The organism is Tautonia plasticadhaerens (assembly GCF_007752535.1).
Lineage (GTDB): Bacteria > Planctomycetota > Planctomycetia > Isosphaerales > Isosphaeraceae > Tautonia > Tautonia plasticadhaerens.
Genome location: NZ_CP036426.1, coordinates 2,013,609 through 2,036,805, shown reverse-complemented (window position 1 = coordinate 2,036,805; position 23,197 = coordinate 2,013,609). Strand labels below are relative to the sequence as shown.

The window sequence follows — 23,197 nt, the reverse complement described above, 5'->3', positions numbered from 1 at the left end:
CAAGGTCCCCCCGGGCCGTCTCCGGCCCGGGCCCTGACCGCGGGGTCGGTCGGCGGGCCGATCCCGCTCGATCGGATGGGACTCCCCGGGGCGGTGGGGGGAAAAACGAACGGCGCCGGCCGGGGCCGGCGCCGTCCCTGGGAATCGCGAACCCGGGCCGGTCAGGCCCGGTCGATCAATAGTCGAGCACCAGCTTCGAGTAATCCCGGCCCAGGCGGTCGTAGATCCGCCCGCCCATGACGGTGACCTGGGGATAGGTGCGAGTCGGGGCGTTGGCCCCGGAGCCGGAGACGACGATCGACCAGTCGCCGTCGGGGAGGAACTCGGCGAGCCGGAACTGGCCGTCCTCGTCGGTGACGGCCCGACGCTCGGCGAAGCTGGAGACGGTGTTCGAGAAGGTCACGACCAGGCCGGAGACGGGGCCCCGGGTCTGCTCGTCCCGGACCCGGCCCTGCACCAGCTTCGTGGCGGCGGCCAGGGTCGAGCCGGGCAGGCCCCCCGAGAACGCGGGGCGCTGCGAGGTCCGCGTCTCGAAGGGCTCGGGCAGGGGCATGATCCCCTCGATCGCCCCGTCCTCGCCGGGGGCCGGCAGCGTGGGGGGGCTGGAGGGCTCGGGGACGATCCCGGCATCCTCCTCCTCGGCGGGGGCGGCGGAGGCCTCCGGCTGTCGGGGCTCGATGGCCCGGCTCTCCAGCTCGGGCGACCGGCCGGTCCCCGGGGGATTGCCCGACTGCCTGGGTGCCTGCAGCGCCGGCTCGTTGCGACGAGTGGCCGAGGTCCCGGACGGCGATGGCGACGGCGCGGCGACCGGGCGATCGACCACGATCGGGGTCGAGTCGTACACGACGCTCGACGGGTAGAGCAGGCTGGTCGAGTAGGCGTAGGAGGTCGGGACGTACGACGTCGAGACCACGTCATCCAGGTAATAGCGGGTCGGCCGCAGGTACGACGAGCCGACCAGGTAGCTCGTCGGCAGCAGCGTGGAGGCCGACCGGTAGATCGTCGGGGCCAGCGTGTAACGTGCCGGGCGATAGACGTACGACGCGGTCGGCACCAGGTACGAGGTCGAGACGATCGAGGTCGTGGGGACGACGTACGAGGTGGCCGTCGGGACGGCGTAGATCGTCTCGACCGGGGAACCGAGGTAGACCGTCTCCCTCGGGCCGAACAGCCCGAAGCCGTTGCCGACCGCGGGCCTCGGCGTCAATCCCAACGCCAGGGCCAGCAGGCCCCCGAGGGCGATTCGGCGGATGAACCGGGTCATGGTGTCCTCTCCAGGGCGTCCGTTGGCGGGCCCGCTCGCGATCCTCGCGGCGGGGCTCGCCGGATCGATCGATCCCATACCAACAACCATACCATCCCGTTCGACCGGGACAAGCGTCATGAGCCGACGCCCCGACGCCGGGCGGGTCGTCGACGTGCCCCACCCGGGCACAAATTGCGTGCCGCCCCCCGGGCTGCGAAGATGGGAGGCCCGCCGGACCCGATTCCGACCCCTTCCCTCCCCGGAGGAGTCCCCATGAGCCGGACCCGAACCGCCGCCGACGTGCTGGAGCGCGACTTCCTGGAGATCCGATCCCGGATCCTCGACCTCGCCGCCGCCCTCGACCGACTCGACCGCGCCGCCGACCGGCCCGGGGTCGAGGCCGACCCCCGCCTCGGTCGCATCCGGGACGCCCTCGAACTGCTGCGGAAGACCGACGCGACGAGGGCGGCGGCGGTCCAGCTCCACTTCTCCGATCCCTACGAGGAGGGCTGGCGGTCGAAGCTGCCCGTCGCATCCCGGCTCGACTGAGTCCGGGATGTCCGAGATTCCCACCATCGGCGGGGTTCCGGGGAGGTCTCCCCGGGAGCGGGGCGACCTCACCGGAACGACCTCGGCTCAGCGCCGATCCCCCCCGGGGGCCGGTGCCGACGGCCCCTCGACGCCCTCCAGGTCCTCGAATGTGGCGCGCCGAGCGATCGCCGCGTGGGGCACGCCGTCGATCTCGGCGTAGGGATCGACGAAGAAGTTCAGCGGCGGCCCCTGTTGCGGCGGCTCCAGCGTCAGGTGCCGGCCCCGGCTGAACTCCAGGCGGTCCTCGTCGTGGTGCCCGAAGAAGTACTCCCTCCGGGAGGGGTCCTTGGCCGCCTCGCTGGCGTCCACCGGCACCCAGCCCCGACCCTCGACATACAGCTCCGCCCAGCAGTGGTAGCCGGCGATCTCGCCCGCCCCCCCCTCCCCCGGCAGCGCCAGGCCGATGGCGAAGCGGGCCGGGATGCCGACCGACCTGGCCATGCCGATCAGCAGTGCGTGGAAGTCGGTGCAGTTGCCCCGCCGCTCGTCGCAGGCATACAGCGCGTCGCCCCGCCCCCAGCCGGTGCCGCTCTTGTCGTAGGTCATCGTGCCGACCACCGCCTCGTAGAGGGCCCTGGCCCGCTCGAAGTCCCCCTCCAGGCCCTCGGTCGCCTCGTCGGCGAGCCGACGGATCGGCCCGTCCAGGGGCACCAGCGGTTCGGGCGCCAGGTATCGCCCCCGTCCCTCCGCGTCCAGGGGCTCATCCCGACCGGCGTTCTCCGATCGGGTGGCGACGATCGTCAGCGTGACGTCGACCTCGCCCCGAGGCCGGTCGAGCCGGACGTGGAGCATCCGGTTGCCCGAGCCCGGCGCCCGCCCGAGGGTGACGGGGGCCGGGGCGTCGATGGTGAGGCGGTGGATCGTCTGGTGGTCGTCGTCCCGCGGCACGGGGAGCCAGAGGTCCAGGACCCGGGCGCCCTCGGGGATCTCCCGGACGGTCGCCCGGCAGGTCACGGCGAAGGTCCGCGTGCGAGGGGGCTCGTCCTCGGCCCGTCCCGCCGCCGATGCGGATTGGGTCAGGATCAGGAGTGCGGGGAGCAGTCGCGGGGCGAGGAGTCGCGTTCGGGTCATCGGGGAGTCCTCGGGGTCGAGGCCGGATGGTGCGGTCTCATCGCGAGTTCGCCCAGTTCGAGACTCGATGTCCGACTTCGTCCGACCTCTTACGTCGGGGATCACCGCCACCCGGCAGGAGCGACATCACCCCCAGGGATGATGGGTCGTCGCCCGGAGGCCCGGAGGAGGACCGACCTCATTGACTCGGGCGGGGTCCGGGGCGTAAGATCCTGTTGGGCCGCGTTCGAGGGTTGAGCCGGTGCGGCCCACGGTCGATGCGTCGAAAGGAGGCGATACCTTGCCCGAGGGATCGTTCCCGACCTGACCAAAGGCAGGCGGTGTCCGCTGGCGGCGGCCCGCCTTTTTCCTTGCGCGGCGCGGTACCGATTGGCGAGGGAGTGCGTCCCGGGCCCCGGCCTCGGGCAGCGGCCCCGGACCGGACGCTCGGTCGGCGAACATCGGGCCGAGGTGTCCGCCGTCGCCGGACCGAACCCGGGGACGGCGTCGACGGGATGGCCGTCGATCGGTCCTCGTCGGATGAGGCCGAGGGGGAGGGGCGACTCGGGCTCCGGACTCGGACGCCCGGATCCTGGGGACGGGTCGTGCCTCCTCGTTCCTCGTCGAAGGAGCGTCGTCCTCGAAATCCGGCGACAGGAAGCCCCATCGCCCTCGATGACGTGACCGGGGGTCGGGAGCCTTGGGGCCTTGCCGCCCCGGGGGCCATCGACGGGGGGGCCGGGGAGCCCACGCCCGCGGGCTCCCCGAATCCCCATCGCCTGGCGGGCGATCAATAGCGTTGGCCGCCGCCCCCACCATAGCCGCCGCCGTACCCACCGCCGCCGCCGTAGCCGCCGCCGCCGCCGTAGCCGCCGCCACCGCCCCGGCCTCGACCGCCGCCGTAGCCGCCGCCACCACCGCCGCGGTCTTCCCGGGGCCTGGCCTCGTTGACCGTCAGGCGGCGCCCGTCGTGGTCCCGGTCGTGCAGGCCGTCGATGGCGGCCTGGGCCTCGGCCTCGGTGTCCATTTCGACGAACCCGAAGCCCTTGCTCCGTCCCGTCTCCCGGTCCTCGATGACCTGGGCGCTCTGGACGGTGCCGAACTGCGAGAACAACTGCTCCAGGTCCGAACTGCTGACCCCGTAGGTCAGGTTGCCGACGTAGAGTTTCTTGCCCACTGCTGGTCTCCTGGGCGCAAGCGTGCCGGCCCTGCGATGCTTCCCGGGCCGGAGGGAACGGCGCTCAAGGGCGAGCCCGATCGGCGGGAACGACGGACGAGCGGGGCGGGAGCGGGCGTCGGGGACGGGCCGGCTTCGCCTGCTCGGTCGTCGGACCAACCGGGACCATCCTACCCAAGGATGGGGGGACTGTGAAACGGTGATCGGCGTCGATTCCGTCGGCCCGCGCGCCGACTCCCGGCCCCGGTCGTGCATGGCCTCCTCGCCCGGCGACCCCGAACCTCCCTCCCATGCGCACCGAGCCCCCACGGGTTCCCTCGGACGGCGAGGGCCCGGGGCGGGATCAGGCGGGTCTTCGAGGTCGACCGGGACCGCACCCGACCGGCCGCCGAGGCCACCGACGGGGAGCGGTACCCGGCCCCCGGCTTCACCGACCCCCATCTTCGACGAGGTGGACGAGGCGACGGCCATCTTCAAGGTCACGCACGACCCGCCGACCCAGGACGATTTCGCCACTTACGATGGCCGGCCGCCGGACCGGGACCTGCGGCTCACGGGCGAGGGCTCGAAGCGGCTCCGGGGGGTGCGGGCGGTCGGGCGGGGATTGCCGCCCTCGCCGCGACCGTCTCGGGCGACCGTCGATCCGCGTCTCGGCCCCCCGAGGAGGGGCACCCGGATGCGCACCGGGGGCCGGCCCGGGTCGAACCCGTGCGCCCCGGCGCGGTCGATCACGAGGCCAGGAGCGGGGTGAGGGCGGATCCGTAGGAGACCGGGACCGGACGGTCAAGCTGGTCGCGCAGTTCGGTGCCGGGGTCGATGCCAAGGCAGTGGAACATGGTCGCGGAGACGTCGTCGGGCGAGCAGGGGTCGGCGACGGGGAAGGCGCCCGAGGCGTCGGAGGCGCCGTGGACATAGCCCCGTCGGAGCCCGCCGCCGGCCATCAGGATCGTGTAGCACTTGGGCCAGTGGTCGCGCCCGGCATCCCGGTTGATCCTCGGCGTCCGGCCGAACTCGCCGGCCCAGACGACCATCGTCTCGTCGAGCATCCCGCGATCGTCGAGGTCCTCGAGCAGGGCGGAGAGGGTCTGGTCGGTGATCGGCAGGCGGGAGTCCCGGAGGGTGTTGAAATTGTCCTTGTGCGTGTCCCAGCCGCCGATCCCGGGGGAATAGTAGACCGTGACGAACCGGACCCCGGCCTCGACCAGCCTCCGGGCCAGCAGGACGCTCTGGCCGTAGGTGGTCCGGCCGTAGCGGTCCCGGACGGACTCGGCCTCGGCGTGGATGTCGAAGGCGGTTTGCGTCTGGGGGGAGGTGAGCAGGTCGAAGGCCCGCTGCTGGTAGGCGTCCATGCCCCGGACCTGCGCGAGGCGGTCTCCCAGCCGGGCATGCCGGGCCAGGCCGGCAAGCATCGACCGGCGGTCGCCGGCCCGGGAGGCGGAGACCTCCATCGGCAGGCTCAGCTCCTCGACCGAGAACCCGTCCCGGTTCGGGTCCTTGAGGACGAACAGCGGGTCATGCCCCTTGCCGAGGAACCCGGCGAACTCCCCCGGCGTGCGGAACGGGCCGTCGGCGATCATCGTCGGCAGTGAGACGGCCGTCGGGATCCGCCGGGGGCTCGGGGCGAGGTGGTCGACGATCGCGCCGTAGGCGGGGAAATCGGTGGCGGAGGCGTTCGCTGTGACGATGTCGATCAGCGGCTTGTGGCCGGTCAGCGAGTAGTAGGCCGCCGAGTTGTGGGCGCTCGTGCCGTGCTGGACCGACCGGACGAGGCAGACCTTGTCCATCACCCGCGCCATCCTCGGCAGGTGTTCGCAGACCGAGACGCCGTCGAGCGTCGAGGCGATCGGCGAGAATTCCCCCCGGATCTCGGCCGGGGCCTCCGGCTTCATGTCGAAGGTGTCGTGGTGGCTGGCGCCGCCGAACTGGTGGAGGAAGATGACCGACTTCGCCCGGACCGGCGGGGAGCCCGCCGAGCCCTCGGCCCGGAGCACGTCAGCGAGGCCCAGGCCGAGCCAGCCCAGGGCGCCGACCCGGAGGGCCTGGCGTCGGCTGGCCCGGCCCCGTGCGAACTCCCGGCATCCGATCGGATCGCGTCGCATCGCCTCGCCCTCCGGCTGATCGGGGGATCGCCCTCGCGTCCCGGGGCTGTCCTGCGTTAAATATGTTGTAAACAAGGAGGGTCGGCGGTTCCACCCCGAACCCCCCGGCCCGATCCCCCCCCGGAGGAGGACGCCATGACTCGCCGGCCCTCGCCGACCGCCCGCCGGACGCCCCCCCTGGCCCTCGCCTTGGCCGCCGCCCTCGCCCCGTTGCCCCTCTCCCCGGCGGTGGTCCTCGGGGGCGAGACGCCCGCCCTCCTGACGGTCGAGCCGGCGGAGGTCCGCCTCGACGGGAGCCGGGACGAGGCGCAACTGATCGTCACCGGGTATTTCGACGACGGATCGGTGCGCGACCTGACCGCCGTGGCGGAGTTCACCTCCCCGGGGGCTCCGGTCGTCGAGGTCTACCCGGGCGGCCTGATCCGGCCGGCCTCGGCGGGGCAGGCCCGGGTCGTCGCTCGGGTCGGCACGGCCGAGGCGGCGGCGGCCGTGACGGTCGAGCGCGCCGGGGTCGAGCACGCCCGACGGTTCGAGGTCGAGGTCCAGCCCGCGTTGACCAAGGCCGGCTGCAACCAGGGGGCCTGCCACGGCACGCCGACGGGCAAGGAGGGCTTCCGCCTCAGCCTCCGGGGCTTCGACCCGGATCTGGACCACGCGACCCTCTCCCGGGAGGTCGGCAGTCGTCGGGTCAATCCGTTCGACCCCGAGTCGAGCCTCGTGCTGCTCAAGGGCACCGGCGCCGTCGCCCACGAAGGGGGCCGCCGGTTCGGCCCGGACGACCCGACGTACCGGATCCTCCGGGACTGGATCGCCGAGGGGCTGGCGGCCGAGCCCGAGGGCCTACCGGTGCCGACCCGGCTGGAAGTCCTGCCCGGCGACCGCGTGCTCGACGCGCCGGCCGAATCCCAGCAGCTCGCCGCCCGCCTCCACTTCGAGGACGGCACCGTCCGGGACGTGACCCGGCTGGCCCGCTACGAGTCGTCCGACGCGACGGTCGCCACGATCGGGCCGGGGGGGATGGCCCGCAAGGCGGGCACCGGGGAGGCGACCGTCCTCGTCAATTTCGGCAGCCTCGTCGCCACCACCCGGCTGGTCTTCCGGGAGCCGGTCGACGGCCTGGCCTGGACCGATCCGCCGAACGCCAACTTCATCGACGAGCACCTCTCGTCCAAGCTGGAACTGCTCCGGATCCCGCCCTCGAGGTCCTGCGACGACGCGACCTTCCTGCGCCGGGCCCACCTCGACCTCATCGGCCTGCCCCCGACCCCGGGGGAGATCCGGGCCTTCCTGGCCGACGACCGGCCGGACAGGCGGGCGCTCGTGATCGACGGACTCCTGGGGCGTCCCGAATATGTCGACTTCTGGGCGATGAAGTGGGCCGACCGGCTCGGTTGCAACCAGCGGTTCACCGGCCACAAGGGGGCGTACAGCTACTACCGGTGGATCCGGGACCAGGTGGCCGCGAACATCCCGTTCGACGAATTCGCGAGGGCGATCGTCACCGCCGACGGGCCGAACTACGTGAACCCGCCGGCGAGCTTCTACCGGCGGATCCGCGACCCGGAGGAGGCGGTCGAGACGGTCAGCCAGGTGTTCCTCGGGCTGAGGCTCCGGTGCGCCCGGTGCCACAACCACGTCGCCGACCGCTGGACCCAGGACGACTACTACGGCATGGCCGCCTTCTTCAGCCAGGTCCGGTACAAGAACGGGCCGCAGTTCTTCGAGACCTACGACAAGGAGGAGACGGTCTATCTCCAGCCCGATCGGGAGATCCGCCAGCCCCGGACGGGCCGGGTGATGGCCCCGAAGCCGCTGGGGGCGCCGGCCGTCGCGCTGGAACGGGACGAGGACCGCCGGGAGGCGCTGGCCGACTGGATCACCGCGCCCGAGAACCCCTTCTTCGCCCGGGCCGCGGTCAATCGGATCTGGTTCCACCTAATGGGCCGGGGGATCGTCGACCCGGTCGACGACCTGAGGGCGTCGAACCCGCCGATCTCCGAAGGCCTGATGGACGCCCTGGCCGACGACTTCGCCTCCCACGGCTTCGACGTGAAGCGGACGATCCGCCTGATCTGCGCGAGCCGGGCCTACCAGCGATCCGCCGAGCCGAATGCGTTCAACGCCGACGACGACCGCTACTTCTCCCGGGCGACGGTCGCGCTGCTCCCGGCCGAGGTCCTGCTCGACGCGATCTCGCAGGCCGCCGGGGTGGACGAGCAGCTGGGCCACCTCCCCCCCGGCACCCGGGCCGTCGAGGTGCCCGACGGCGAGTTCTCGCACCCCTTCCTGAGGACCTTCGGCCGCCCCTCGCGCTCGGAAGCCTGCGAATGCGAGCGGGAGCGGGACTCGACCCTGGAGCAGGCCCTGCAACTCGTCGGCGGGCGGACCGTGCACGAGAAGGTGGCCGAGGAAGACAACCGGATCGGCCGACTGATGGCCTCGGGGGCGGGCGACGAGGCGATCGTCGAGGAGCTGTTCCTGGCGACCGTCTGCCGCCCCCCCTCGGACGAGGAGTCCGCCCTCGTCACCCCCCGACTGGCCGAGGCGACCGATCAGGCCGATCGCCGGCGGGTCGCCGAGGACCTGCTCTGGTCGCTGCTGAACCACCCCGAGTTCCTGTTCCGACACTGAGGTCGACGGGCCGGCTGTCCGATTACGATTCCGGCACGTTCCGGTGCGTGAAGGGTGCCCCACGCCCCCCGGATCGACGTGATCCGCCGCGTGCCCCTCGGCGGTCTCGCCCCGGGCCACGGCTTCCTCCGGGGCGACCTGGCCTGCGATGCCGTCGGCGTCGGCCTGGATCTCCTCATCGAACTGGCCTGCCCGCACGACCGACCCGCAGAGGGGACGTGACGCCCATGCTCCCGATCCTGACCGCCCTGACCGCCCTGACCGTGATGTGGCTTCCCGCCGCCGATGATCCGAAGGCCGCCGGGCCGTTCGCCCAGCGGGGCTACTACATCACGTTCATGCGGATGCCGACCTACGACCTGGACGCCTGGGAGACGATCATCGACGGCATCCAGGGCGACGGCGGGAACACCCTGCTGCTCTGGGTCGCCGGGGCCTTCCGCTCGGAGAAATACCCGATCACCTGGCGGTACAACGCCGACCATGAGAACGTCCGCGAGGACTTCGTGCGTGACCTGATCGACCACGCCCACTCGAAGGGCATCCGCGTGCTGCTGGGCTTCACGCCCTTCGGCTACGACGGCGTGAACCAGTACCCGCTGGAGCACCCGGAGCTCAGGGCGATCGGTCAGGACGGGATGCCCGTCGAGCCGTTCGGCATCGGCTGCTGGGGCTACAACCTCTGCCCGTCGAGGCCCGAGTCGCAGCGGTTCATGCTGGAGTACGCCCGGGAGATGCTCGACGCCTACCCGGACGCCGACGGGCTCCTGATCGAGTCGTCCGACTACGCCATCTGCCACTGCCGGGACTGCGGCGATCGGTTCTTCGAGGAGGAGTTCCGGTTCGTCAGGGGGATCTCCGAGGAAGTCTGGGCCCGGAAGGCCGAGGCGACGGTCGTGGTCTTCCCGCACTACTTCAGCGGGGCCGACGTGCCGGGCTTCGGCGTCAAGGCGGCGAAGCTCCCGTTCGACCCCCGCTGGTCGCTGGTGTTCACGCCGCACAGCGCCCGCCCCGAGCCCGACCTGATCGAGCGGGCGAGGAGCAGCCTGTGGTGGGACGACTCGCCGGCCCGGCGTGGTCCGCAGGAGATCCGGGCCGGTGCCCGGCATGCGAGGGAGATCGGGGCGACGGGCTACGTCCCCTCGCTGGAGGCGTTCACGTTCGTCGCCGCCGAGGCCGAGGAGGGCCAGGCGTGGCTCAAGGGCAAGCGCCAAGTGCCGCTGGGCTTCGGCTGGCTCGATCCGGGCGAGCCGCCCTACGACGAGCTGCCGATGCGGGTCCAGCGGATCGCCTACCGGGAGTTCGTCCGCAACCCCGACCTCTCGTTCGAGCGGTACAAGGAAATCCTGGGCCTCGACCTGTTCGGGGCGGCCTCGACCACTCAGGCGGTCGAGGATGTGCTGGAACTCCAGGCCGCCTTCAACTTCCAGCGGACGTGGTGCCAGCCCTCGCCGCTGACGAGCCTCGAGCGGGTCCGGGCGATGGAGGATCGGGGCGAATTGACGGCGGAGAAGCGGGCCGAGTACCGGGCCGCCCTGGATCGGCTGCGGGCCATCGAGGGGCGGCACCGGGAGCCGAGGTCGGAGGGCGAGCGGGAACTGCATCGGGTCGCCGAGTGGGTCGTCGGTCGCTGGGCGGGCGAGGAGCGGTTGCTGCTCGAACGCTCTCCCTGAAGTCATTCCTGCGACTCGCCCCCCGACCGACCCGGCATCACCGGCGGAGTCGCGGCCTGAGCCCGATCGGCCGGCCGACCGGCGGCGACCGATTCCTCCCCGACTCCTGCGTCGTCGTCTCCGCACCGGGCCGCGAGGTCGCCCACGTCATCCTCGAACGACCCGTGCCCCACGAGCGGGGCCTCGACCTGATCCGGGCTCGCCCTCTCGGTCGCCGAGGTCTCCGACCGGGGCGGAGCCGATGGCCGCCTGAGCGTCGGCGGGGCGATCGGCCCCGCCGCTCAGCTCCCTTCGAGCCCTTCGCCTCGGCGTCCCCAGCATCCTCCTCGGGGCGACGGGCACCGATGGCACGGCTCCAGGACGAGGGGGATGCCCCTCGGGTTCCGCCACCGATGCGTTCCGGGTAGAATCTCCAACGCCGACGCCCGCGTGTGACGTGATGTCTCGACAGGAGACCTCCTCCCGACGTTCGGCTGACCACGGGCACCCAACGATGCCAATCGCTCCCCTCCGACCGCCGACCCGGCCCGATCTCTACGCCTCCTCATGCGCCCCCGCCTCGGGCCGACTCCGCATCCCAGGCCGTCGTCTCCTCGCCGCGACCTCACCGGTCAGTCCCCCCTGATCGTCCCTCCCCTCCCGCGTGAGGGCCACGCAGTCGGGCACGCCCGCTCGCCGGGCTGAGCACGCTGCGCCTCCCGATCGCCCGTGGACCGCCCGACTACTCCCTGCGTCGGCGGCCACGACAGGCAACCCATCACCGGCGTGAATCGACGAGCCCCCGGGGCGAGGGCTTCGACACGTCCGGCCACGCCCGAAGTCGGGCGAACCGAGGGACGGCCGAGACCTTCACCGAGCGAGAGGGGGCGACGAGATGCGACTCCGGCATGACGAGCGGGCGATCGGCGGTGATTCCGATGGGATCGGTGCGACGACCGCAGGCGAAGCGGTCGGGACGCGGGGGGGCTGGGGCGTCGATCCAGCGGTCCGGGAACAGGTCCGCAGGCGACGGACCTTCGCCATCATCTCGCACCCCGACGCCGGCAAGACGACGCTGACCGAGAAGCTGCTGCTCTACGCCGGCCGCCTCGACGTGGCCGGCATGGTTCGCGGCCGCAAGACCCGACGGGCCGCCGCCTCCGACTGGATGGACCTGGAGCGGCAGCGGGGCATCTCCGTCACCTCCACCTCCCTGGCGATCGACTACCGGGGCCACCGCATCAACCTGCTCGACACGCCGGGCCACCAGGACTTCAGCGAGGACACCTACCGCACGCTCATGGCCGCCGACTGCGCCGTCATGGTGCTCGACGCCGTCAGGGGGGTCGAGGCGCAGACCGAGAAGCTGTTCCGGGTCTGCGCCCTGCGGAAGATCCCGATCCTGACGTTCGTCAACAAGATGGACCGGCCCGGCGGCGACCCGCTGAAGGTGCTGGGCGAGGTGGAGGAGGTGCTGGGCATCGGCGCGGCGCCGCTGAACTGGCCGATCGGCTCGGGCCGGGACTTCCGGGGCCTCTGCGACCGCCGCACCCGCCGGGTCTCGATCTTCCAGGACGGCGCCCCCGGCTCGCTGGTGGTGCCGACGACCGACGGCGACCGGGACGACCCCGCCTGTCCGCTGCTGGATGCCGGGACGAGGGCCGCCCTGCTCGACGAGATCGCCCTGCTGGACGGCGCCGGGGAGCCGTTCGACCCCGGGCGGTTCCTCCGGGCCGAGGTGACGCCGGTGCTCTTCGGCAGCGCCCTGACCAACTACGGCGTCGAGGCGTTCCTGGACGCGTTCCTCAGCCTGAGCCCGCCGCCGGGTCCTCGCCCGAGCGACGGGGGGCCCGTGCCCCCCGACCGGCCCGAGTTCTCCGGCTTCGTCTTCAAGGTTCAGGGGAACATGGATTCGAAGCACCGGGACCGGATCGCCTTCCTCCGGGTCTGTTCGGGGCGATTCGTCCGGGACATGGAGGTGGTCAACGCCCGCACCGGCGAGAAGCTTCGCATGTCCCGGTCGCACCGGCTCTTCGCCCAGGACCGGGAGGCGGTGGAGGAGGCGTTCCCCGGCGACATCATCGGCCTGGCGAGCACGGGCCAGTACCGCCTGGGCGACACGCTCTACCAGGGCGAGCCGGTGCGGTACGAGCCGCTGCCGCAGTTCGACCCCGAGCACTTCGCCGTGCTGACCTGCCGGGACACCAGGCGGCGCAAGCAGTTCGCGCGGGGGATGGAGCAGCTCGTCGAGGAGGGGGCGATCCAGGCCTTCAGCGATCCTGCGGAGGGAGGCCGGGAGCAGATCCTCGCCGCCGTCGGGCCGTTGCAGTTCGAGGTGGTGCAGGCCCGGCTGGAGTCGGAGTACGGGGTGGCGACGGACCTGGAGCCGCTGCCATACACGATGGCTCACCGGGTCGAGAGCGAGCCGACGTCGTTGCTGCGGATGCCCCCCGGCTCCCTCCTGACGCTGGACCGCTCCGGCCGGGTGGTCGCCCTGTTCCAAAGCGCATTCGACCTGGACGCCTTCCGCGGCCGGAACCCCGGCGTCCGATTCGGCTCGGCCGGCTGAGTGGCGTCGGGAGGGCTTCCGTAACTCGGCTGCGTCCCGAGAGAGAGACACCGACCCGGCCGGCGACGAACGCCCGGCTGGCATGCGAGGACGACGACATGAGCCACGATCGGCAGGGCACCGGAATGGCGGAGATCGCGACCGTGGACCTGAACCCGACGGAGGCCGAGGAGCGGGAATACCACGAGTCGATGACGCGCACGATCGGGGACGCGCTGAAGGCGGTCCACGAGAGCGTGGTTGCGCGCCACCGGGAGATGGACGAGATCAAGATGCAGCTCCAGGAACACAGCCGCGACCTCGACCACGCCGACAAGGCAAACCTGCGGCAGGCGGCCGACATGGCGTCCCGGGTCGGCGAACATGCCCTCGAGCAGCGCAGGCGGCTGGAACGCCTGATCGAGTCGCCCTACTTCGGCCGCATCCACACACACATGCGAGACAGCGGGGCCCTCGCCAACGTCGACATCGGCGTCCACTCGTTCGCCGACCCCGACAGCAAGGAGCCGCTGGTCCACGACTGGCGCGCGCCGATCTCGAGCATGTTCTACGACTACGAGCTGGGCGAGGCCTACTACGAGGCACCCTCCGGGAGGATCGACTGCTCGATCTCCCTTGTATCGCCTTTGAGTTGTCTGGACGGGGTCTTGATGGTACTCACGCCGCTGCTGGCAGGCCAGCGGCGAGGTCTCGTCGCACCTGACTCGGCGGCCGATGGCCATGGCGGCCGATCAACCACCGCTCGTCTTAGGTGTGCTTGAACTCCCGCAACGCCTCGGACAGCTCGGCGACCGTGGCGAAGGCCCGTATCCACAACAGCTGCTCCTCGGGCGTGCGGATGAACCGCTCGGCGCGGCCGTCCCCCCGCGGCTCCCGCACGAAGCCCGGCGCGCTCTCCATGCCGAGGGACTCCAGCTCCCGGCGGAAGTCATCGCTCATGTGGGCACTGCCGTGATCGCGGCGGATCGCCAGCCCCTCGGCCACCCCCCGGTCGAAGCCGCCGAAGTGCTCCCGCACCCCCTGACGCAGGGGCTCCAACGCCTCGAAGCGTTCGCCCCGCTTGGCGGACGCCCGGCAACGTGCTGTCGATGGAGCAGAAGCTCCTCGGCCCGAAGCTGGCGTACCTCCCGGAGGTCGTACGCCCCGGAACGATGATCTACACGCACTACGTCACGGGCATCGTCGAGGCCGTCACCGCCGCCGTCGAGGCGATCCCGGGGGCGTCCGGCGGGGAGTTCCTGAAGGTCGGCGTCTACACCGGCGAGGACAAGGCGGGGCTCGGGAAGTTCAAGAGGCGCGAGGTCGACGTCCTGGTCGGGTCGGCGCCGATCGGGACGGGCGTGGACGGCCTCCAGGACGTCTGCGACCGGCTCGTCTTCCTGTCGCTCACCTGGACGCACGCCGAGTACGAGCAGATCATCGGCCGCATCCGGCGGCAGGGCTCGGCCTTCAGGAAGATCGAGGTCATCATCCCGATGGTCGCCCTCCGGGAGGATCGCGCCGGGGTCTGGTCCTGGGACGACCTGAGGAAACGCTGCATCGAGTACAAGCGCATCCTCGCGGACGCCGCGCTCGACGGGGTGATCCCGCTCGACGGGGTGATCCCGCTCGACGGGGTGATGTCGAGGGAGGAGATGCACCGACGCTCGATGGCGGCGCTCCACGCGTGGATCGACCGCGTCAGGGCTGGGACGCCATCCCCGGAGGAAACCGGAACGCCGGCGTCCTTGGCCTGACGGGGCCGTATGCCACCTCAACCGGCGGCCATCTCCAGGGCAAGCCGGAAGGCCCGCTCCTTCAGCCGGTTGCCCGAGCCGAACCAGGCGGACTCGAGCCGGTTGGCCCCCCGCTCGTGCTCGGACCGGCCCCGGGTCGAGCGGTGGTGGTCGACGAACTCGGTGACGGCGTTGTAGGCGGCCCAGGCCGTGTGCCGGACCTGCGGGATGTCCTGGCCCTTGCCCCGCTCGAAGAGGTTGTAGAGGGCGTCGCGGGCGTTGCGGGCCCGGGCGTTGCTGCCCTGCTCCGGGTCGGGATACAGGGCCTCGAAGTAGCGGGCGAGTTGGGCGGCGGTGGGATGGTGGCCGGCCAGGGCGTCGATGCGGACTTCCAGGTCGTCGTAGTAGCGGCGGGCCAGGCCGAGGACCTCCTGGGCCTGCCGAACCTTGGCCGCCAGGTTGCCGCTGTGGCGGATGGCGATCCCCTCGCCCCGGCCGCCCCGGTCGGCCATGTCCAACGTGTTGCTGCAGACAACCCTGATCGGGGTGAAGAAGACCCGCAGGGCCGACGAGCCGTCGTGGCTGTTGGAGAGCAGCAGGTACTTCTCGGTGGTGTCGTGCGAGCCCTTGACCCGGATGCTGCCGGGGAGCTTGCCGAGCAACCAGATCCGCTCTCCCCGCCGGAGGGCCCCGGCGGTGTGGTAGCGGATGCCGCTCTCGGCGGCGATGGCGTCCAGGAAGGCGAAGGCCTGGCGGTTCTGGACCGGGACGTAGCTGGTCCCGACGACGCCCAGGACGTCGTCGGTGTCGGTGCGTACGACGGCCCGCTTGTTCGGGATGGGGATGCCGGTCTCGGTGGCCGGTTCGACCAGGGCGACGTCGTAGTCGAGCCCGGCGGCGGCGATGGCCTCACTAGCGGTGGCCGGGGCGTCGAGGCGGGAGCCCAGGCCGTGCCAGGAGACCTCCCCGACGTACATCATGGCGGTGCGGCCGTTGATCGTTGCGAGTTCGTGGGCCAACGTGGTGGTCTCCTCGTGAGGGGCTGGCCCCGAGGCGGGGCCCGATCGTCCGGGCCTCACGAGGAACTACCCGGCCGAGGGCGGCGGCGCGTTGACGAGCGGAGGGTGATGAGACGTGCGAGGGGCTTGGTGGGAGGTTCGGGCAGGGCGAAATGGCCTGGCGGTCGGGTTCGATCTCGATCGACGTCGATCTTCCCCGACGTGGTGAACTCCGGCCGTCTCGGTTTCGTCCGAGATTCGTCGGGATGGTGGATCAGGCCCTTGCTTGAAGCTCAGGTCGGCTGATGATCGCGGACTCTGACACCAACGTTGTGTTAGTACTACTCCGTTGGGTTCTACGGAACGATCGAGGCGGTTTGTTCGTACCGTGAGGTATGAGCAAGACCTACACCCCCGAACTTCCCCCCGACGTCCTGCAACGCCTCGACGCCTACGCCGCCCGGTTCCGGCCCGACTTCGCCCGCGCCCGGCAGGCCGCCTGGGCCCACGTCTATCTCCACGGCCTGCTCATCGACGGCGAACGCAAGAGCATCGAGCCCCTCTCCCGACGCGTCGCCCTGCCCGCCGGCCTGGACGTCGCCGACCCCGAGCAGGCCCTGCAGCAGTTCGTCAACCAGGCCGCCTGGGACGAGCGGGATGTCTGGAGGCGCCATCGCGCCGTCATGGCCGAGGCCTTCGCCTCGCCGAGGGGCATCTTCGTCTTCGACGACACCAGCTTCCCCGAGCAGGGCAAGCACTCCGTCGGGGTCCAGCGGCAGTATTGCGGCGCGTTGGGCAAGCGGGCCAACTGCCAGGTGGCCCCCTCGGTCCGCTACGTCAGCCCCGAGGGCCACTGCCCGCTGGCGATGCGGCTCTACCTGCCGGGACGCTGGCTGGGCGACGAGGAGCGGCTCGACGAGGCCGGCGTACCCGAGCCCGAACGCCGCCCGCTGAGCAAGGGGCAGATCGCCCTGGAGTTGCTCGACCGGGTGCGTGCCGAGGGCCTGCCGGGCCGCTTCGTCGTGGCCGACGCCGGCTACGGCGTCTCGGGCGACTTCCGCGACGGCCTGGAGCAGCGGCGGCTGCGGTACATCGTCGGGGTCACCGACGAGCTGGTCGGCTTCACCGCGCCGCCGAGTTGGGAGGAGCCGAAGGCCGGCACGGGCGGCCGACCGCGCAAGCGGCATCGCCTGGCCGAGGGCGCGCCGCGGCCGATGAACTTGAAGGAATTGGCCGCGAGGACGCCGCGGCACAAGGGGACGTGGCGTGAGGGGACCAAGGGCAAGCTGTCGGGTCGCTTCGCCTGGCTTCGGGTCTGGCCGGCGTCCGGCTGGGCCACCGGCGAGTGCGTCGGGGCAGAGCCGGTGCGGTTGTTGATCGAGGAGCAGGCCGACGGGAAGATCAAGTATGCCGTCAGCAACTTGCCGCCACGGACTAGCCGGATCAAGGCGGTGCGGCTCTGGAAGAGCCGCTGGCCGGTGGAGCAGGGCTACCAGCAGATGAAGGAGGAGTTGGGCCTGGATCACTTCGAGGGCCGCTCCTGGCGGGGCTTCCACCACCACGCCTGCCTGGTGATGCTGGCCTACGGCTTCCTGGCATCGGAACAGCGACGAGCCCGTCGGGGGCGATCCCGGCCGGGCAAAAAGGGGGGCGCCGAGGTCCGGTGATCACGCTGCCGTCGATCCGGCGGGCGTTGCAGCGGCTGCTGGCCCCGATCTGCCGGCATGATTGCCCCTACTGTCGGGGGCTCACCGATTCGCCACCCCAGATACTAACGGAGTAGTACTAAGCGGATCCTCATCGCCAGCACCAACCCGAATCCTGGGCGCTGGACTGGAACGACCACGTCCCGGCGAATTCCCGGCTGGCCATGGACGGCTACCTCTACGTGGCCGTCGGCGACAAGGGCGTCTACGGGGCGGTGGGCACCGACGGTAGGCGGGTGGACCTGTACGGCGGCGGCGTCCTCCGGCTGCGGCCCGACGGCACCGACCTGGAGGTCTACTGCACGGGCGTCCGCAACATCCTCGACGTGGCCCTCGACGCCGAGGACGAGATCTTCACCTACGACAACACCGACGAGCACGACTGGATGTCCCGCCTGACCCACATGGTCGACGGCGGCGAGTACGGCTATCCGTTCGACTTCGTGCCGCGGCGCCCTTATACGCTCTGGATGATGGCCGACTACGGCGGCGGGGCGGCCACCGGGGCACTCTGCTACACCGAAGACGCCCTGCCCGCCGAGTACCGAGGCAACCTGTTCCTGGCCGACTTCGGCAAGCGGCAGGTCCTGCGGGTCGTCCCGCGGCGCGACGGGGCGACGTTCCGGGCCGACTCGAGGTCGGACGTCTTCTCGGACCCGCCCGGCGACTTCCGCCCGGTCGGGATCGCGGTCGCGCCCGACGGCCTGGGCCTCTACATCTGCGACTGGCAGCACGCCGACACCAAGGAGGCGGTCTCGGTCGGTCGCCTGCTGCGATTGACGTACACCGGCCCGAGTCATGCCCGCACCAGGCCCTCCTGGTTCCTCGACGCCGCGTGCGGGCGGCCCTGCCGGGCGAGCCTCGACGAGCTGGTCGTCGCCCTGTCGCATCCCGCCCGATCGGTCCGGGAGGTCGCCCAGCGGCGACTGGCCGAGCGGGGCGCGGGGGCGGTCGCCGCCTTGGTCCGGCTGCTGGGAGACGTCGACGCCCCCCTGACTTCGGTGGCTCCGGCCATTGATAAGGATCTTTAAGCGAGGTTCGCCAACCTAGAAAAAAATGTCCGGAGCTCGGGGTCCAATCGCAACTCACCTGAATGCAGACGAGGCAAGCCTGCCCGGTTACGCATGAGGTGAACCATGTTTCGACATCTTGCCCGCCTCTACTGCCATCTCGCCTGCATGATCCTGGGCCACTTCGTCTATGAAGCTGGCCCTGGACATGGGACGCACTGCCTGCACTGCCTATCCTTCGTGATGGCAGGCCGGCTCCGGCAGCCGCCCCACATCCGATTCCTAGGATGGGCGTGGCGACTCCTCAAGCTATGGCCCCGATACCTCCTGGATCGGTCCGCGTGAGGAGACCGATTCGAAGGACAGCCATGTCTAGTCGGTCGTCAATCCTCAATTGACGGGTGGATCCGACGTGTCCGCCACTCCCACCCCCTGAACCAGAGGGGATGCCCCCCCCTATTGCCCATAACAACTTGCGTTATTTTTGGCTCACAATAATATAAATTCAAACAAGCATGACAAGAAAAATTAGGTCGGTAACGTTAGCTCGTCGGGCCCTCGCGAGAGGGGGGGCCACCCGGGGTCGAAGGTGTAATCCGTCCTCGTCATTCCCGACGCCTCTTGGTTCCCTTGGGCGATGAATCATCCGCCAGTACGCGCGTGCTTGCAGCGGACGGCAAATCCTCATCCTTAGTCAGACCCGCCTCTTCAAGTCACTCCGGCCGACGCTGCACCTGTTTGCCAGAACGCTCGTTCAAGGTCGAACATCCGGGCTGCCGACCGCCACGGTCTGCGGCCGATGACTTGGAGCATCATTCGAATCTTCAATTGTTGACCGGGCAAGAGGCATGTGCAAGATGTACCATGTGGACGCAGGCATACAGGTCGCCAGCCGTAGTCAGAGGCGATTGTCTCGATCGGTACGGGTAATAACGATCCGGAGCGGGTGACGCGAATAGTCCGAGCCAGCATGATGCACTTCGTGCGGGGCAACCGCTCGCAACGACGGACCAGAGATGATCGCCGGGCCGTGTCCTCGGCCTCTCGTCCCAGGAGGAAAGGAAACCAGACGATGGGTAGCGTCTTCCGGAAGAGCTATACGAAACCGCTCCCGCTCGGAGCGGAGATCATCCAGAGGAAGGGCGAGCGCCTCGCCCGCTGGCGCGACGCGAAGGGGAAGCTCCAGACGGCCCCGATCACGGTTGGGCTCGACGGCTCCGAGCGCCTGCTCTTCGAGTCGGGCACGTACACCGCCAAGTACCGGGACGGCAGCGGCATCGTCGTCTCAAGGCCGACCGCCTGCCGGGACCGGGACGCCGCCAAGCAGATGCTCGCCGAGTGGGAACGCCAGGCCGAACGAATCCGGGCGGGCCTTATCTCGGCAAGCGAGGTCAGGTCCGCAGGTCAATTGGCGTTCCCGATCGGTGAGCATGTCGAGGCGTATTTGATTAGCCTTGACGCGAGCGGGAACACGGCGAAACACGTCAAGGAGACGCGCCGGGTACTCAAAACCGTGCTCGCCGGTTGCGACTTTGGGACGCTCGCCGACCTCGACCGTACGGCCGTCGAGCACTGGCTCGGGATCAGGCGCAAGCTAGGGGCATCGGCCAGGACACGGAACGTTGATCTCACCGCGCTGATCGCCTTCGGCAACTGGTGCGTTGCCTCCCGGAGGCTCATGAACAACCCGTTCAAGGGCATCCAGAAGGCCGACACGAAGTCAGACCCACGCCGCCGTCGCCGGGCCATGACCGAGGAGGAGTTGAAGCGTCTCCTCGATGCCGCTCGCCGGAGGCCCCTAGAGGACGCGCTCACCGTACGCACGGGCAAGAACACGGGGCAGCGGAGTGCGAAGGTGCGACCCGAGATCCGGAAGCAACTCGGAGCCCTTGGGCGAGAGCGTGCCCTCATCTACAAGACGCTGGTGCTCACTGGGCTTCGGAAGAACGAACTTGCCACCCTCACGGTCGCCCAATTGAAGCTCGATGGCCCGATGCCCTTCCTCGAACTCGATGCCGAGGACGAGAAGAGCCGGGAAGGCAACAGCGTTGTCGTGAGGAGCGACCTCGCGACAGACCTCCGCCAGTGGCTAGCCGACCGACTCGCCGGCCTTCAGGAGAAGGCCCGCCGCGCCGGCAAGCCGAGCCCCGCCCGGCTGGCCGGAGAGACGCCCGTCTTCGAGGTCCCCAACGGGCTGGTTCGCATTCTCGATCGCGACTTGAAGGCCGCCGGGATCCCGAAGCGGGACGAACGGGGCCGGACGCTCGACGTGCATGCCCTGCGGACGACCTTCGGCACGCTCCTGAGCCGGGGAGGCGTCCCGCTGCGGACCGCCCAGGCCGCGATGAGGCACTCCGACCCGAGCCTCACGGCGAACATCTACACCGACCCGAAGCTGCTTGACGTGCATGGCGCCCTCGACGCCTTGCCAAAACTGCCGCTCGAATCGCGGCCGGACGAGTTCCAAGAGGCGTTCCGAGCCGCCACGGTCGGCACTTGCGATTCGATGCCGCTTGCACCGCCGCTTGCACCGACTCCCGGCAAGAGGGAGCAATCAGTGGCAACTCCTGACAGAATGTCCACTTGTGGGTCTCGTCCCACCGAGATGGGTGGTCTTGCCGCAAGTCCCACTGGCGACAGGGAAAGGGCAGAGTTGTCAGGCGACGACAAGAATGGGGCGGAGTGGGCGATGAGGGATTCGAACCCCCGACGTCCTGCGTGTAAAGCAGGCGCTCTAACCGCTGAGCTAATCGCCCGGTTGCTGATCAAGGAATTATTGTAGCGGGGAGTCGTGGCTTCGGGCAAACCGGAGTGAGGGTGCATGAGGCCCTTGGCGAGCAGGGAGGTACTGGCGCGGTCGTTGTCGGGGCCTGCGGTAGAAGCCCATATACCCGGTTGAAGCTGCTCGCCACCGAGGCGATGATCTCGCCCGGGGAATCGGGCGTCGCCCGTCGCCCAATCGATGCTCGACGGTACGAGACAGCCCAGAGGGCCATTCGCGACCTCGGTCGGGACCAACCGCTGCAAGCCATCGGCCCGGCGGGTTCGCCAGGGTCCGATCGCCTGGCGTTCACATCCCGAGTGCTCGGCGATGACCAGGTGGCCGTCGGAGGCGATCGGAATAATACGTCCACCCGAGTTCGCCTAATGCGCCGAATCCTGCCCACCTTCGAGATCGTACACATCTGGCCACTGGGTTGTGCCGCGGTACGCCCCCCGGGCTCGCCCGTTCGCCGGGAGGACCGTCGGCAGTGATCGCGAGCGGATCGACCCGCTCATGACAAAAGAGGTGCGGTTCTTGGCCGAGCCCCCTCTGGTCGCCGCGAGGGTCGTCGTTTAATGATCGCGTGGTCCCGGTTCCCGGACGTGAGCGGAGTCCCCCGAACCCTTATCGCCGCGCCCCACGTTTGCGGCCGACGGGCCGGCCGAGATGTGTCGACCCCGCAGCCGGTCACCCGCGACCCGACGGAGATGACCCCCACAATGCCGATCCTGCCCGCCGAGTCGGAGATCTTCCCACCCGACCTGTTCCATCGTCCGTCCCCCGGCCCCAATCCCGATGCGCAGGCCGGGCCCCCCGGCGTCGAGGACGAGGACGCGATCCGGAAGTGGTGGTGCCTGCACACCAAGCCCCGCCAGGAGAAGGCCGCCGCCCGATTCCTGCGGGACAGCCGGCTCTCCCACTACCTGCCGCAAATCTTCAGGTAGAGTCGGACCCCCGGCGGCCGGAAGATCCAGTCGATCATCCCCCTGTTCCCCGGGTACATCTTTCTGCTCGCCGACGCCCGACAGCGGCTTGAGTCCTACAGGGGGGCCAGCTGGTGGCCATCCTGGAGGTCGACGACCAGCCCCGGACCCGGGGGGAGCTGGCCCAGATCCACCAGATGCTCTCCTCGGGCCTGCCGGTGGCCCCCGAGCCGGAGTACCCGGTGGGCAGCCGGGTCCGGATCCTGAGCGGGCCGCTGATGGGGATGGTCGGCACGGTGGTCCGTCGGGGCAATCGCGACCACTTCGTCGCCGTCGTCCATTTCCTCGGCCGGGGGGCCATGGTCGAGCCGGGGACCTGGCAGGTCGAGGCGGCCGGGGACTGATCGTCCCTTCGCCGAGGGGGGCGGCGTCGCCCCCCCGCCCTCGTCGTGCGGTCTGCCCCACGGTCGCCCCAATCACGACCCCGACCCAGGGGGTCGCCCTCTCCGGGATCGCCCCACTCAATCAGGATAACGAAAAGGGCTCACGGCTCGTCGCCGTAAGCCCTTACTGACACCAGCACGGCGAACTGAACGATGGGGCGGCTCCGCTCGTAGCATGGGCATGAGACCCATCGGGACCGCCGAAGAACTCGAACGCCGCCGCCGCCGGGCCGTGGAACTGGTCAAGCAGGGGGAGTCGCCCGCCAAGGTCGCCTACTTCCTCGGCTGCGGGCGCTCCTCCGTCTACACCTGGGTGAAGCTCGACCGGGAGGCCCCCGAACGCCTGGTCGCCAGGCCGCACCCCGGCCCGACGCCCCGGCTGACCAACGAGCAGGTCGGCGAGTTGGAGGGCCTGCTGCTCCAGGGTGCCAGGGCCCACGGCTGGCCCAACGACCTCTGGAACGCCCACCGGGTCGCCGAGGTCATCCGCCGCCGCTTCGGCGTGGAGTACCACGTCGAGCACGCCCGCAAGCTCATCCGACGGCGGCTGAACCGGGCCGGCCAGAGGCCGCAGAGGCGGGCCAAGCAGCGCAACGAGGAGGGGATCGCCCGCTGAAGGGCCG

18 protein-coding genes, 1 tRNA gene and 1 pseudogene are annotated in these 23,197 nt (G+C 70.5%); 13 read left to right on the top strand and 7 right to left on the bottom strand.

All coding sequences use genetic code 11. The features are described from left to right. Window positions 1–175 precede the first annotated feature (175 nt). Window positions 176–1,264: a carboxypeptidase-like regulatory domain-containing protein gene (locus tag ElP_RS07850; RefSeq protein WP_197446803.1), complete on the bottom strand. Its 1,089-nt coding sequence runs from the start codon at window positions 1,262–1,264 to the stop codon at window positions 176–178. Between the two features lie 255 nt (window positions 1,265–1,519). Here ElP_RS07850 and ElP_RS07845 point away from each other — a divergent pair, with 255 nt between their 5' ends. Next, on the top strand, window positions 1,520–1,795 hold the full coding sequence (locus tag ElP_RS07845; RefSeq protein ID WP_145268095.1) for a hypothetical protein: 276 nt from the start codon (window positions 1,520–1,522) through the stop codon (window positions 1,793–1,795). A gap of 87 nt (window positions 1,796–1,882) precedes the next feature. Here ElP_RS07845 and ElP_RS07840 read toward each other — a convergent pair whose 3' ends face one another. The 3 genes from ElP_RS07840 to ElP_RS07825 all read right to left on the bottom strand — a co-directional run bounded on the left by ElP_RS07840 (window position 1,883) and on the right by ElP_RS07825 (window position 6,163). Next, a complete protein-coding gene (locus ElP_RS07840) occupies window positions 1,883–2,908 on the bottom strand; it encodes a transglutaminase-like domain-containing protein (RefSeq protein WP_145268093.1) in 1,026 nt (341 codons plus the stop codon). 769 nt (window positions 2,909–3,677) lie between these two features. Then, a complete protein-coding gene (locus ElP_RS07835; protein ID WP_145268091.1) occupies window positions 3,678–4,064 on the bottom strand; it encodes an RNA recognition motif domain-containing protein in 387 nt (128 codons plus the stop codon). A gap of 728 nt (window positions 4,065–4,792) precedes the next feature. Continuing rightward, entirely contained in the window at window positions 4,793–6,163 is a 1,371-nt protein-coding gene (locus ElP_RS07825; protein ID WP_145268087.1) for a DUF1501 domain-containing protein, read from the bottom strand. 135 nt (window positions 6,164–6,298) lie between these two features. Between ElP_RS07825 and ElP_RS07820 the strand changes: the two genes are divergently transcribed. From ElP_RS07820 to ElP_RS07805, 5 genes are all read left to right on the top strand, one after another. Further along, window positions 6,299–8,794, top strand: coding sequence for a DUF1549 and DUF1553 domain-containing protein (locus tag ElP_RS07820; RefSeq protein ID WP_145268085.1), 2,496 nt, complete (start codon window positions 6,299–6,301; stop codon window positions 8,792–8,794). Window positions 8,795–8,848: 54 nt separating this feature from the next. After that, the gene (locus ElP_RS37720; RefSeq protein WP_197446802.1) at window positions 8,849–9,016 is read left to right on the top strand and encodes a hypothetical protein; all 168 of its coding nucleotides are present in this window, start codon (window positions 8,849–8,851) and stop codon (window positions 9,014–9,016) included. Window positions 9,017–9,021: 5 nt separating this feature from the next. Continuing rightward, window positions 9,022–10,467: a hypothetical protein gene (locus ElP_RS07815; protein ID WP_145268083.1), complete on the top strand. Its 1,446-nt coding sequence runs from the start codon at window positions 9,022–9,024 to the stop codon at window positions 10,465–10,467. Window positions 10,468–11,341: 874 nt separating this feature from the next. Beyond that, window positions 11,342–13,015, top strand: a complete 1,674-nt coding sequence (locus ElP_RS07810; protein WP_145268081.1) for a peptide chain release factor 3 — start codon at window positions 11,342–11,344, stop codon at window positions 13,013–13,015. A 98-nt stretch (window positions 13,016–13,113) separates the two neighbouring features. After that, on the top strand, window positions 13,114–13,776 hold the full coding sequence (locus ElP_RS07805; protein ID WP_145268079.1) for a hypothetical protein: 663 nt from the start codon (window positions 13,114–13,116) through the stop codon (window positions 13,774–13,776). On the opposite strand, the gene ElP_RS07800 is transcribed toward ElP_RS07805, so the two are convergent. Then, a complete protein-coding gene (locus tag ElP_RS07800; protein ID WP_145268077.1) occupies window positions 13,763–14,053 on the bottom strand; it encodes a hypothetical protein in 291 nt (96 codons plus the stop codon). The genes ElP_RS07805 and ElP_RS07800 overlap by 14 nt on opposite strands. 41 nt (window positions 14,054–14,094) lie before the next feature. Here ElP_RS07800 and ElP_RS07795 point away from each other — a divergent pair, with 41 nt between their 5' ends. After that, window positions 14,095–14,751 (top strand): helicase C-terminal domain-containing protein, encoded by a 657-nt coding sequence (locus ElP_RS07795; RefSeq protein ID WP_145268075.1) that lies wholly within the window; start codon window positions 14,095–14,097, stop codon window positions 14,749–14,751. Between the two features lie 17 nt (window positions 14,752–14,768). Here the strand turns inward: ElP_RS07795 and ElP_RS07790 are convergent, their stop codons facing one another. Further along, entirely contained in the window at window positions 14,769–15,749 is a 981-nt protein-coding gene (locus ElP_RS07790; RefSeq protein ID WP_145268073.1) for a DUF932 domain-containing protein, read from the bottom strand. 374 nt (window positions 15,750–16,123) lie between these two features. Between ElP_RS07790 and ElP_RS07785 the strand changes: the two genes are divergently transcribed. The 3 genes and pseudogenes from ElP_RS07785 to ElP_RS41080 all read left to right on the top strand — a co-directional run. Further along, on the top strand, window positions 16,124–17,395 hold the full coding sequence (locus ElP_RS07785; RefSeq protein WP_145268071.1) for an IS701 family transposase: 1,272 nt from the start codon (window positions 16,124–16,126) through the stop codon (window positions 17,393–17,395). A gap of 203 nt (window positions 17,396–17,598) precedes the next feature. Beyond that, window positions 17,599–18,465, top strand: coding sequence for a DUF7133 domain-containing protein (locus ElP_RS07780; RefSeq protein ID WP_145268070.1), 867 nt, complete (start codon window positions 17,599–17,601; stop codon window positions 18,463–18,465). A gap of 949 nt (window positions 18,466–19,414) precedes the next feature. Further along, a pseudogene (locus ElP_RS41080) lies at window positions 19,415–20,824 on the top strand (tyrosine-type recombinase/integrase); the annotation flags it as partial. A 303-nt stretch (window positions 20,825–21,127) separates the two neighbouring features. Here ElP_RS41080 and ElP_RS07765 read toward each other — a convergent pair. After that, window positions 21,128–21,200 (bottom strand) — tRNA-Val (locus ElP_RS07765). Window positions 21,201–21,927: 727 nt separating this feature from the next. Between ElP_RS07765 and ElP_RS39400 the strand changes: the two genes are divergently transcribed. From ElP_RS39400 to ElP_RS07755, 3 genes are all read left to right on the top strand, one after another. Continuing rightward, a complete protein-coding gene (locus tag ElP_RS39400; protein WP_231749559.1) occupies window positions 21,928–22,152 on the top strand; it encodes a hypothetical protein in 225 nt (74 codons plus the stop codon). A 113-nt stretch (window positions 22,153–22,265) separates the two neighbouring features. Continuing rightward, the gene (gene nusG, locus ElP_RS39395; RefSeq protein ID WP_231749558.1) at window positions 22,266–22,535 is read left to right on the top strand and encodes a transcription termination/antitermination protein NusG; all 270 of its coding nucleotides are present in this window, start codon (window positions 22,266–22,268) and stop codon (window positions 22,533–22,535) included. A gap of 220 nt (window positions 22,536–22,755) precedes the next feature. Continuing rightward, complete coding sequence (locus ElP_RS07755) at window positions 22,756–23,190, top strand: winged helix-turn-helix domain-containing protein (protein ID WP_197446801.1); 435 nt, start codon at window positions 22,756–22,758, stop codon at window positions 23,188–23,190. Window positions 23,191–23,197: the final 7 nt, after the last annotated feature.